Annotated in this window: 9 protein-coding genes; all 9 read right to left on the reverse strand. The window is 36.9% G+C overall.

Features of this window, described 5'->3' with window-relative positions; translation table 11 throughout:
- Positions 1 to 294: 294 nt before the first annotated feature.
- A complete protein-coding gene (locus AC6CHR_RS07825) occupies positions 295 to 1089 on the reverse strand; it encodes a transporter substrate-binding domain-containing protein (protein ID WP_498248029.1) in 795 nt (264 codons plus the stop codon).
- A gap of 451 nt (positions 1090 to 1540) precedes the next feature.
- Positions 1541 to 1978, reverse strand: a complete 438-nt coding sequence (locus tag AC6CHR_RS07830; protein ID WP_498248030.1) for a BrxA/BrxB family bacilliredoxin — start codon at positions 1976 to 1978, stop codon at positions 1541 to 1543.
- 72 nt (positions 1979 to 2050) lie between these two features.
- The gene (gene meaB / locus AC6CHR_RS07835; protein WP_498248031.1) at positions 2051 to 3061 is read right to left on the reverse strand and encodes a methylmalonyl Co-A mutase-associated GTPase MeaB; all 1011 of its coding nucleotides are present in this window, start codon (positions 3059 to 3061) and stop codon (positions 2051 to 2053) included.
- Complete coding sequence (scpA, locus tag AC6CHR_RS07840; protein ID WP_498248032.1) at positions 3061 to 5205, reverse strand: methylmalonyl-CoA mutase; 2145 nt, start codon at positions 5203 to 5205, stop codon at positions 3061 to 3063. The genes meaB and scpA overlap by 1 nt, the downstream gene beginning before the upstream one ends.
- Positions 5202 to 7100 carry a methylmalonyl-CoA mutase family protein gene (locus tag AC6CHR_RS07845; RefSeq protein ID WP_498248033.1) on the reverse strand — a complete coding sequence of 633 codons (1899 nt, stop codon included), beginning with the start codon at positions 7098 to 7100 and terminating at the stop codon, positions 5202 to 5204. The genes scpA and AC6CHR_RS07845 overlap by 4 nt, the downstream gene beginning before the upstream one ends.
- A gap of 311 nt (positions 7101 to 7411) precedes the next feature.
- Entirely contained in the window at positions 7412 to 8710 is a 1299-nt protein-coding gene (locus AC6CHR_RS07850) for a dihydrolipoamide acetyltransferase family protein (protein WP_498248034.1), read from the reverse strand.
- A gap of 211 nt (positions 8711 to 8921) precedes the next feature.
- On the reverse strand, positions 8922 to 9905 hold the full coding sequence (locus tag AC6CHR_RS07855) for an alpha-ketoacid dehydrogenase subunit beta (protein ID WP_498248035.1): 984 nt from the start codon (positions 9903 to 9905) through the stop codon (positions 8922 to 8924).
- Between the two features lie 12 nt (positions 9906 to 9917).
- Complete coding sequence (locus AC6CHR_RS07860; RefSeq protein WP_498248036.1) at positions 9918 to 10910, reverse strand: thiamine pyrophosphate-dependent dehydrogenase E1 component subunit alpha; 993 nt, start codon at positions 10908 to 10910, stop codon at positions 9918 to 9920.
- A gap of 171 nt (positions 10911 to 11081) precedes the next feature.
- Complete coding sequence (lpdA, locus tag AC6CHR_RS07865) at positions 11082 to 12503, reverse strand: dihydrolipoyl dehydrogenase (RefSeq protein ID WP_498248038.1); 1422 nt, start codon at positions 12501 to 12503, stop codon at positions 11082 to 11084.
- Positions 12504 to 12560: the final 57 nt, after the last annotated feature.

The raw sequence follows: 12560 nt of genomic DNA on the forward strand, positions 1-12560 counted from the left end.
CAAACAATTAATTATCGTTTACGTATTTTTCAGAACAAGAGCGCAAGCGCCTTGTTCAGCCCTGACAAGCATAAGACGCTCAGGAATTGAAGGTGTTCTTTACCTTCAATTCCTGAGTGACTTATGACCTAGGAAAAAGTAGTTTTCTTTTCCCCTCGAGGGGCAAGGCGGAGGAGCTCGATGTCGAGGTGCTTATCTACAGTACAAAAACTTTATCATTTCCTATACTATAAAAAAGATGCTGACCGAATAAATTAGTCAGCATTCATCTTTTATGCAAAAAAGATTACGTACTTATTCTCCATCACCAAACCATTTTGTTACTAGCTCTTCAAGTTCACCGTTTTCTTTCATTTCATTCAATGCATCATCGAATTCTTTAGTAAGATCACTACCCTTTTGGAAAGCAACAGCCGAACCAGCTTCCTCTTCATCACTAAGCGTGAACCCCGCTAAATCTGGATCATTTTCAAAATAACCATTCGCCACTAAATCTTCTATAATTGCGGCATCAATACGACCAGACTTTAATTCTTGTACTAAATCTGAAATTTTATTACGATTTTCTATTTTCAGATCAACCTTTTCTGCTATTTCAGAGGCTTTTCCTTCTTGAATTGAACCTAATTGAACACCAATTATTTTTCCATCAAGTTCTTCAAGGCTTTTTATTTCATTATCCTTTAGAGAAACAATCATATGGTTGGCAGTATAGTAAATCCCTGAAAAATCAACATTCTTTTCACGGTCGGGTGTAGGTGTCATTCCTGATAATACGATATCGACCTGTTTTGCTTGAAGGGCTGGAATTAAACTATTAAAATCCATATCTTGTACTTCGAGTTCATATCCAGCTTTTTCAGCTAGAGCTTTTGCAAGATCAATATCAAAACCGATAATATCGCTACCCTTTGCTGTATCAATATACTCAAATGGTGGATAATCAGCTGATGTAGCCATTTTCAAAACTTTCTTTTCCTCAGTGTCAGAACCGGTAGCTGAATCATTTCCTTCTTCAGTACTTGTCCCACAAGCTGTTAGTATCCCTATGATTAAAAAGCTGATAATGAATAATGAAAATTTCCTCACAATATTTTCCTCCTATAATTTATTACTATTTCGATATTTTAACAAATGAAATTCTTTTCTTATGTTTATTTCGATATTTTGTATTTTAACACACACTTATAATTATGCAATAATTATTCATAAAAATGTAATTATTAAATTATTTCGTTAATTCATTATCCAAATATTATGTTTTTGGAATCTTTATATAATATCCTAGTTAAATAATTTCCGAGATTACATACATCAATAACATCCTAGTTATACTGTAGCTTGTCTCACATGTATAATTCACATATTTCCTTGTATATTTCCATTTCTCAACTTATAAAATTATTGAATCAGTTAGCCAGATGTGTAGAGCTTTCTTATTCACTGTATAGGAATTATCTAATTAAGCTAAACAATAAAAAAAGACCCTTCCAAAGATTAAATTAATAATCTTTGGAAGAGCCTTTTAATTTGCTAGGTATTATACTTCTTCACAATACTCGTCAAATGCCGTTTGGAGATTTGCAACAACTGACATTGGATCATGTCCTTCAATCTCATGGCGTTCGACCATTTTTACTAACTTCCCATCTTTAAGTAACGCAAATGATGGTGATGATGGTGGATAACCAGTAAACATATCACGTGCTCGAGCCGTTGCTTCCTTATCCTGACCTGCGAATACCGTTACAAGATTATCTGGGCGCTTATCATAATGTAGTGAATGTGCTGCAGCAGGTCTTGCAATTCCTCCTGCACATCCACAAACACTATTTACCATTACTAGAGTAGTACCTTTACTTGTTAGTGTTTCTTCTACCTCTTCAGGGGTTTTAAGCTCTGTATATCCAGCTGCAACAATTTCTTTACGTGCTTGTTGCACAACATCATTCATAAATAAGTTAAAATCCATACTCAATGAAAACCTCTCCTTTTTGTTTCAATACATTCATTTTACCAATATTTCTATGTGTTGAGCAAATAGATCGGCTTATTTTTTATTTCTCATAAATAAATCTACTAAATCACTTGCACTTGCTGCAACACTTTTCTCGTGATTTATCACCGCATTCTCATAGAAAGAAAGTTTGCGACGTATGGTTGGATGCCGATAAAAATGAAGATATAACTCATATTTTACTAGTTCATGGAGCCAATTTCGTTGTTGATCTTTTCTTCTTTCATAAAAAACATGACTATCTTTTGTCAGTTTTTCAAATTCAACAATAACTTGCCATATCTCCTTAATTCCTGTTTCCTTATGTGCAGATGCTGTTACAGCTTTTGTTACCCATCCTTTAGTATATGGCCTTAAATAGTGAAGAATCGTATTGTAATCACGCATTGCCATTTTTGACAATGGCCGGTTTTCACCATCTGCCTTATTCACAACAACTAAATCAGGTAATTCCATAATTCCCTTTTTCATTGTTTGTAGTTCATCACCTGCACCGGTCAACACAAGCAACAGAAAAAAATCAACCATATCTCGAACGATAAATTCACCTTGTCCTACACCTACTGTCTCAACTAGAATAATATCATACCCAGCGGCTTCACATAAAACAATCGTTTCTCTTGTCTTTCTCGTGACCCCTCCAAGATTTCCATCTGCAGGTGATGGTCTAATAAATGCAGACGGATTCTTAGATAACCTCTCCATTCTAGTTTTATCCCCCATTATGCTCCCTTTAGAAACTTTACTACTAGGATCGATGGCAAGAACGGCCACTTTATAGCCAATCCCGCATAAATATGTACCAAAAGAGTCAATAAATGTACTTTTTCCTGCGCCAGGAACACCAGTAATGCCAATTCTAATCGTTTTTCTATTCATTAGTAACAATTCTTCGATGATTTGTTGTGCTTTCTCAAAGTGGTTCATTGCGTTGCTTTCAACCAGGGTAATGGCTTGTGCTAAAATAACACGATCACCTTTTTTAACACCTTCAACATAATCATGAATTGCTCTCTCGTTACGTTTCCGATTATAATTAGTCATCACTCAGTTTCCTTATAGCCTAATTGATTACATAAGTTATCGAGCAACTTCAAAGCAGCAACAGGGATAACAGTCCCTGGTCCGAAGATTTCTGCAGCTCCCATTTCCAACAGTTCTTGATAATCTTGATAGGGAATAACACCACCAACTACGACTAGAATATCCTCTCTTCCAACACTTTTTAATTCATTTAATAGCTGAGGAAGAAGAGTCTTATGACCTGCAGCCAATGAACTCATACCTATTACATGGACATCATTTTCTACTGCTTGTGCTGCTGTTTCAGAAGGTGTTTGAAAGAGTGGACCTATATCAACATCAAAACCTAAATCAGCAAATGCAGTGGCAACAACCTTTGCTCCACGGTCATGGCCGTCCTGTCCCATTTTCGCAACAAGAATCCGCGGACGTCTTCCTTCAAGTTCATAAAATTGATCCGTTTTTTCCTTTACTTTATTTATTTGCTCATCATTAGAATATTCTGAACTATAAACACCACTTATCGATCGAATCACAGCTTGGTGTCGTTTACTACTCTTTTCAATTGCATATGAAATCTCTCCCAATGTAGCACGGTTGCGCGCAGCTTCTACAGCTAATGCTAATAGATTTCCATTTCCATCTGCTGTCGCCTTTGTTAGGGCATGTAACGCTATTTTCATATGTTCTTCATTACGATTACCCTTTAGTTGTTTTAACTTTTCTAATTGTTTATTTCTTACCTGAGTATTATCAATCATTAATATATCGAGCGAATCCTCTTGTTCAAGTCTAAAATTATTTACTCCAATAATCGTTTCTGATCCTGAGTCAATTTTCGCTTGTCTTCTTGCAGCAGCTTCTTCAATTTTCATTTTAGGTAGTCCTGTTTCGATCGCCTTTGTCATACCACCAAGATCTGCAATCTCATTCATATGCTCTGTAGCACGTTCTATTAGTGAATTTGTTAAAGACTCCAGGTAATAAGAACCACCCCATGGATCAATAACATGGCAAATACTTGTTTCATGTTGCAAGTAAAGTTGTGTATTACGGGCAATTCTTGCGGAAAAATCGGTTGGAAGAGCAATTGCTTCATCCAATGCATTTGTATGGAGTGATTGTGTATGTCCCATCGCAGCGGCATGGGCCTCCATACATGTCCGAACAACATTATTATATGGATCTTGCTCAGTTAAGCTCCACCCTGATGTTTGAGAGTGAGTTCGTAACATGAGCGATTTTGAATTTTTCGGATTAAATTGCTTTACAACTGAAGACCATATATATCTAGCAGCACGCATCTTTGCAACTTCCATAAAGTAATTCATCCCAACAGCCCAGAAAAAGGACAGTCTTGGGGCAAATTGGTCAATTCCAAGCCCTGCCTTTAATCCTGTTCGAATATATTCCAGACCGTCTGCAAGAGTATAAGCTAGTTCAAGATCTGCAGTCGCACCTGCTTCCTGCATATGGTAGCCAGAAATACTAATACTATTAAATTTAGGCATATACTTTGCAGTATATTTAAAAATATCACCTATAATTCTCATTGATGTTTCTGGAGGATAAATATACGTATTACGAACCATATATTCTTTTAAAATATCATTTTGAATGGTTCCTGAAAGCTTTTCCTTAGCTATTCCCTGCTCCTCTGCTGCAACAATATAGAACGCCATAATTGGAAGAACAGCACCGTTCATCGTCATTGATACCGACATTTCATCTAATGGTATTCCATCAAATAATTGCTTCATATCGAGGATTGAATCAATGGCTACTCCAGCCTTTCCAACATCCCCTTCTACACGTGGATGATCTGAATCATATCCACGATGTGTAGCTAAATCAAAGGCAACAGAGAGACCTTTTTGTCCCATCTCTAAGTTTCTTCGATAAAAAGAATTACTCTCCTCTGCAGTAGAAAAGCCTGCATATTGCCTTATTGTCCATGGTTTATTTACATACATCGTTGCATAGGGACCACGTAAGTAAGGGTCCAACCCAGGATAAGTGTCTAAATGATTGACTAAATTTAAATCTTTGAAAGAATAGAGCGATTTTACTTGGATTCGTTCGTTGGTATTGAAATATGAAGGTGGAATTTCTTGAGTAGGAATAGATTTTTTAAGCGGTGCTCCAGTAATTTTGCGGCGTTTCATTCCGATCTAACCCCCATTATGTGCTGCAGCTTTTTTAAAAATTCATATGCATTCATGGTAGTTGTTAGTGAGCTAGTAACTCCAAGCTCTCGAAACTTCTTTTCGTCTTTCTTGTATCCTTCTACTATCATTAGATGAACTTGCCCTTTTGCACATATTTCCCTTATCAAGGTTGCATCAATGAGATGATAATCATCGTTTTTTCCGCAAAGAATCACAGAATTGACAGAAGAGAATGGTTCACGATCATGATAATGTACAACCTCCAAGCCAATTCCCCCTATAGCAAGTAAACTTGAAACAAAATCAAGTCTTGGTTTATAGTCGTTTCGCTTTCCATAAACAATCACTCCGACCTTTGGTTCTTGACCAGTTCGTTTATGGTATTCTCCTGAGTTCATTCTTAGCTTTTCAAAATGTTCAGCCAAACGTTGTTGTCTAATTGGCTGTATTCCAATTTGTTCTACTCCATTTTTAAATTTTACGATCGGTACAGTATTATTTTCTCTAACAACCTGCAATGCCTTTTGAAAAGAACTAACTTGAATTTTTTCATCTCTATGATTGTTCACTTGTTTTTTTAATTTGATGTGTTCAGTAGGACTTACAAAAGCGTTTATTCCAACTAGTATGGATTTTCTCATGTTAACGTCATTTAACTTTCTTTCTAATAAACTAGCAAGTTCCTTTTGTGGTGTTCCTTCCATTAAAAGCTGTAGGAATCCATCTTTATTATCAATCTCCTGTATGGTCTTCCAAGCCTTTTCAGCCAGTTCATCAGTTAATGATTCTATATAATAGGAGCCCGCCGCTGGGTCTATCACTCTAGCAATCAAGCTTTCCTCTTTCAGAATCAATTGTGAATTTCTAGCTATCCTCTTCCCTAAAAAATCACCCTCTGCTAGAAAAGAATTAAAGGGACTAATCGTTAGCTCGTTAACACCTGCCGCGGCAGCTGAAAATCCTTCAGTTGTTGTCCTGAGGAGGTTGACATGGACATCAGAATTCGTTTTATTAAAATCTGATGTAATTGCATGAAGATATAGTTTCTGCGCATCTTTATTTCCTCCTAAAGCATGAATAATCGAAGCCCATATTAATCTGGCTGCTCTAAATTTTGCTAGTTCCATAAAGAAATTTGATCCAATTGCAAAAGATACCGTTGTATAACGAGCAATACAATTAATCGAAACACCACGATTTAGTAGCTCATTTACGATGTCCAACGCTTGAGAAAAAGTGAAAATAAGCTCGTGAAGAGAGCTACCTCCAGCTTCATGATATAAACCTCCTTTTATTAATAAACAACGTATTTCAGAATTGTGCTTTTCATTCGATTTCATCATATCCGCGAGAAAATCATACTGTTTTTGAAGGGATCGACTACTTTTCCCCTTTAGTAAGATTTCTTCAAAGGGATCAAATCCTATTGTTCCTATCTGTTGTTGCTCACATCTATTTCTAGTTTCTTCGAGAATTAGTGGTAACACCCCCAAATCCTCACCCACATCAAAATAAAACGTATCACTTCTCCAGTCTATATTTTGAAATGCATAAGAGAAATCTTCCCTTGTCTTCAAGAATGTAAAAGTTGTCAGATAGAATGAGTTTTGACCTCTATTTTTTGCATGTTTTATTTCCTTGTTTATACTTTTAGCATCGTCACCGGACAACCATTGACTGATTTTCCAATCATTACTATTAACGGCATCCTTTTTGGATAGTGGCTGTCTATTTGTGCTATCTTCTCTTGTATATAAAGGCTTAACACGAATCCCCTCATATGTATTTGAATTGAGACTTTCGAACGGCATACCACTTAATGATTCTATAGCTTTTGCCTTCCATTCTTTAAATAGTTCCTTTGTTTCAATCATGTCTTTTTCATTCTCCATATCATGCTTCCTAAGCGGAAGCCCACCCCCCCTTGCAGAAAAATTCATGATCATTTCTTATCAATTTATGCAAACTTGATTATATTCATGTTTAGAGAATAAGAATGCGCTTACATTTTAGAAGTAAACATTACCTGCATGCACTTCTATTTTATTATAATTTATTAGCTACAGCAATGTATAAATTGACACCTAAATAACCTTAACCATCAGTATTTGAATCATTTCATTACAAAAAAACAGTTTGGTTCTAATAAACCCACTGCTTTTTTGTAAATATTCTTAAATGATCGTCACTCATTCTAAAGGTACTAATAAATTGAAGTTGTTTCTTTTGATATCTCTTCTAAAATCTCTTTTACACGTGATAAGAAACGTCCACAAATTAATCCATCTAAAATACGATGATCAAGTGACATACATAAATTCACCATATCTCTAATAGCAATCATGTCATTGTTCATGACCACCGGTCGCTTTACAATTGACTCAACTTGCAATATTGCCGCCTGTGGATGATTTATGATCCCTACAGATTGTACACTGCCAAATGTCCCAGTATTGTTTATTGTAAAGGTACCACCTTGCATATCATTCTGTGTTAATTTTCCACTACGAACTTTTATTGCTAAATCAGTAATCTCCCTTGCAATACCCTTTATTGTTTTTTCATCCGCACCCTTAATTACAGGGACAAATAATGAATCATCTGTTGCGACTGCTATTGAGATATTAATCTCCTTCTTTTGGATAATTTTATCTCCAGCCCACATTGAATTAATTTGTGGAAATTCCTTCAACGCTTGGGCAACTGCTTTAACAAAAAATGCAAAAAAGGTTAAGTTAAAACCTTCCTTTTTCTTGAACTCATTTTTCAACTCATTGCGAAACTTCACAAGATTTGTCACATCGACTTCCATCATCATCCATGCATGTGGAATTTCTTGTTTACTCTTCACCATTTTTGTTGCAATTGATCTCCGTACACTTGTTACAGGTATTTCAATATCTCCTGGAGCAGCAACTATTGATTCCTGTGTCTTGAGATGATCATTAGACTCTACCGGTTGCGCGATGGATTCTACTTTATCTTTACCAGGAGCTGTTGTTACAGCTGTATCTTGTTGTGGAATAGATCCACTATTCACTACTTGTAGAATGTCCTTTCTAGTAATCCGACCACCAGCACCTGTTCCATATACTTGCTCTAAATTAATATTATTTTCCTGAGCGAGACGGAGAACAGCTGGTGAATAACGTCTTTTATTTGGTTGGTCATCTTGTGTAATAGTTTGTTTTTCATTTTGTTCCTTCGAATCACTCTTTTTATCGTCCACTGGTGCTTTTGAATCTATCACTGCTTCTCCACCTTCTATTTCAATCATACAGATAACTTCCCCAACAGCTAATGTTGTTCCTTCTTCTGCAATGATCTCATTGATTATACCGCTAAAAGACGATGGAATTTCAGCATTTACTTTATCAGTCATTACTTCCGCTAATGGGTCGTATTTATTTACGTGATCACCAACTGAAATAAGCCAATTACTAATCGTACCCTCTGTTACGCTTTCACCTAACTGAGGCATTTTAATTTGTTCAATTGCCACTGTAAAACCTCCTTGGTTAAAAGGCTATTCATACTAACTTGTATAAATGGGAAGGCCTTGTGTTTCCACCTGCTCTATCTATTCGTGAAGTTCTACTTGAAAGAAATGATCGCCCGCAAGTCACGGAATAGTTCTATAAATGATTATTCTTCTTTGCTATTTACGTTTATTTGGTCATACCCATCACTACTTAATGGCGCGTGTTAATGAACTAAAATTCAGCTAGCTTTCTCATCGCTACTTCGACCTTATCAGGATTCATCATAAAGAACTTTTCCATTGGTGGTGCATATGGCATTGACGGGACATCAGGGCCTGCAAGTCTCATTATAGGAGCATCTAAATCAAACAAACAATTTTCTGCGATAATAGCAGATACTTCTCCAATAATACTTCCTTCTTTATTATCTTCAGTGATAAGTAAAACTTTTCCTGTTTTCGAAGCAGCTTCAATGATTGCTTCTTTATCAAGCGGATAAATGGTCCGTAAATCTAAGACATGCACAGATATTCCATCGTTTGCTAACCGTTCTGCAGCTTGAAGGGCAAAATGGACACAAAGACCATATGTAATCACAGTTATGTCTTCTCCTTCACGCTTTACATCTGCCTTCCCAATCGGGACAATATAGTCATCATCTGGAACCTCACCTTTTATTAAACGATATGCCCGCTTATGTTCAAAATACAAGACTGGATCTTCATCGCGAATTGCTGCTTTTAATAATCCTTTTGCATCATAGGGTGTCGATGGGATGACGATCTTCAATCCTGGTTGGTTAGCAAAAATAGCCTCAACTGATTGTGAATGATAAAGAGCACCATGAATACCACCGCCAAATGGCGCCCTTATTGTAATTGGACAAGTCCAATCGTTATTTGAGCGGTAGCGAATTTTCGCAGCTTCAGAAATAATTTGATTCACCGCAGGAAGAATAAAGTCCGCAAACTGCATTTCAGCAACTGGTTTCATTCCATACATCGCAGCACCAATTCCTACTCCAGCAATTGCTGACTCAGCTAGAGGTGTATCAATTACTCTCTCTTCACCAAACCGATCATATAATCCAGAAGTTGCTTTAAAGACACCACCCTTTTTCCCTACATCCTCACCTAGTATAAAAACCTTCTCATCTCTCTCCATCTCTTCGCGCATTGCCATTGTAATGGCATCTATATATGAAATAACCGCCATATTATTCTCCCCTTACTCTGCATATACGTATTTTAACGCTGATTCTGGAGCAGCAAATGGGGCCGCTTCAGCATATTCAGTTGCTTCATTTACACTATCAGAAATTTTGTTTACAATCGTTTCTTGCTTTTCATCTGTTAACACACCAACGTCTTTCAGATAATCAGCAAAAGTAAAGATCGGATCTCTTTTCTTCGCAGCTGATACTTCATCTGGATGACGATAAACACTATCATCGTCATCACTTGAATGGGGTGTCAAACGATAAGACAATGTCTCAATTAAGGTTGGACCTCCACCACTACGTCCCAGGTCAGCTGCCTCTTTAACAGCTGCATATACAGCTAGAGGATCATTCCCGTCAATCGTCACACCTGGCATACCATAGCCAATTGCACGATCGGATATTTTCCCACAAGCAACTTGCTTGTCATATGGAACAGAAATAGCATATTGATTATTTTCACACATTAGAATAACCGGTAATTTATGAACAGCTGCAAAATTTGCTCCTTCATGGAAGTCACCTTGATTGGATGATCCTTCTCCAAATGTTACAAATGTCACTAAGTTTTTCTTCTGCATTTTCCCTGCTAACGCTACACCAACAGCATGTGGCACTTGAGTTGTAACAGGTGATGAACCTGTTGCAATTCGGTTTTTCTTTTGTCCAAAATGGCCTGGCATTTGTCGACCACCTGAATTTGGATCTTCTGCTTTGGCAAATCCGGAAAGCATTAAATCCTTTGCCGTCATACCAAACGTTAAGACAACACCCATGTCCCGGTAATATGGAAAAACATAATCCTCTTCGATATTTAATGCAAAAGCGGCTCCTACTTGAGTTGCTTCCTGACCTTGGCAAGATACAACAAAAGGTATTTTGCCTGATCGGTTTAATAACCACATCCGTTCATCTATCTTTCTAGCCATTAACATCGTTTCATACATGTTTAAGACATCTTCATCGGTTAAACCCAATAATTTGTGACGATTTTCAGTCATTTTATAACCTCCTTATAAGAAATATGGATGATTCTTCGTATTACCTTTTGAACAATTGTCTTCTGACATTAGTTGATTACACTTGAAACTAAGTACGAAGTTCTAAATCTAGACTTAAAAGTTATCATTCTAGAATTCCCCTAATTATCCTTGTATACTGCCATTTATTATTTACATATGAATTGCTTTCCCATATACGTCTAGGGCTGCTTCCCCTATTGCTTCTGATAGAGTTGGATGGGGATGGATTGTATGTGAAATCTCCCAAGGAGTAGCATCCAATACTCGCGCTAGACCAGCTTCTGAAATCATGTCAGTGACGTGTGGTCCAATCATATGTATACCTAATAAATCATCTGTTGCTTCATCTACTATTAGCTTGACAAAACCATCTGTTTCACCAAAAACCAGTGCTTTACCAATTGCTTTGAAGGGAAATTTACCGATTTTTATTTTAAAACCTTTATCAATTGCCTGCTCCTCTGTGTAGCCAACACTTGCAACTTCAGGAGAACTATAAATACATTTCGAGATCATAGCTTCATCAATTGGCATTGTTTTTTCATTTGCAATATGTTCAACAGCCACAATTCCTTCATGTGAAGCGACATGTGCTAATTGAAGTCCGCCAATAACATCACCAATCGCGTAAATATGAGCTTCTTTCGTTTGATAATATTGATTTGTATCGATAAAATTCTTTTCTATTTTAATTTCTGTATTCTCTAAACCAATACCTTCTATGTTTGCCTGTCTACCAATTGATAAGAGGACTTTTTCCGCCGTGTATGTTTTTATACCGTCTTCGCACTCAACATTAATCGAAGTTTGTTTTCCTTTTTTTAGAGATTCTGGGATAACCTTAGCACTGGTAACAATAGAAATGCCTCTTTTCGATAGTAGTTTCTCCATCTCCTTAGCAATTTCCTTGTCTTCTGTCGGTAAAATACGATCAGCGTATTCTACTACAGTCACTTCGACACCAAAGTCTGTTAACATCGAAGCCCACTCGATTCCAATTACTCCGCCTCCGACAATAATGATTGATTCTGGTAAACTCTTTAATTCCATTGCTTCATCTGATGTTAATACCATTTCATTATCAATTTCTAATCCTGTCAAAGAACGTGGTCTCGATCCTGTTGCGATTATCACATTTTCAGGGATTAACATTTCATTTTCTTCTCCATTGTTCATTTCAACCGAGATCGTCCCAGGCATTGGCGAAAAAATTGATGGCCCTAAAATCCTCCCCATTCCCTCGTATATGTCGATTTTACCCTTCTTCATCAGCTGTTGGACACCACTATGCAATTGATCGATAATCTTCTGTTTTCTTTCTTGAACTTTCAGAAAGTTTAACTTAACATTTGAGGTTTCTATACCAAACTCTTCACTTCTTTTAGTTGTTGCATAAACTTCAGCACTTCTTAATAGCGCCTTACTAGGAATACAACCTTTATGTAAACACGTTCCTCCTAGCTTACCCTTTTCCACGACTGCAGTTTTGAGGCCAAGCTGTGCTGCACGTATTGCAGCAACATATCCACCTGTCCCTCCACCAAGTATGACCAGATCATATTCAGTTGCCAACTTAACGCCTCCTCTTTCATCTAACTCCATCGCCTAATTCCCAGAATAATATCCTCT

It is taken from the genome of Metabacillus sp. GQ13, assembly GCF_059758525.1.

What these genes read in the sequence shown, in the direction of transcription:
- scpA (WP_498248032.1), bottom strand. Translation starts at nt 5,205, where the DNA reads ATGAAACGCCGCAAAATTACTGGAGCACCGCTTAAAAAATCTATTCCT.
- meaB (WP_498248031.1), bottom strand. Translation starts at nt 3,061, where the DNA reads ATGACTAATTATAATCGGAAACGTAACGAGAGAGCAATTCATGATTAT.
- AC6CHR_RS07855 (WP_498248035.1), bottom strand. Translation starts at nt 9,905, where the DNA reads ATGGCGGTTATTTCATATATAGATGCCATTACAATGGCAATGCGCGAA.
- AC6CHR_RS07860 (WP_498248036.1), bottom strand. Translation starts at nt 10,910, where the DNA reads ATGACTGAAAATCGTCACAAATTATTGGGTTTAACCGATGAAGATGTC.
- AC6CHR_RS07845 (WP_498248033.1), bottom strand. Translation starts at nt 7,100, where the DNA reads ATGGAGAATGAAAAAGACATGATTGAAACAAAGGAACTATTTAAAGAA.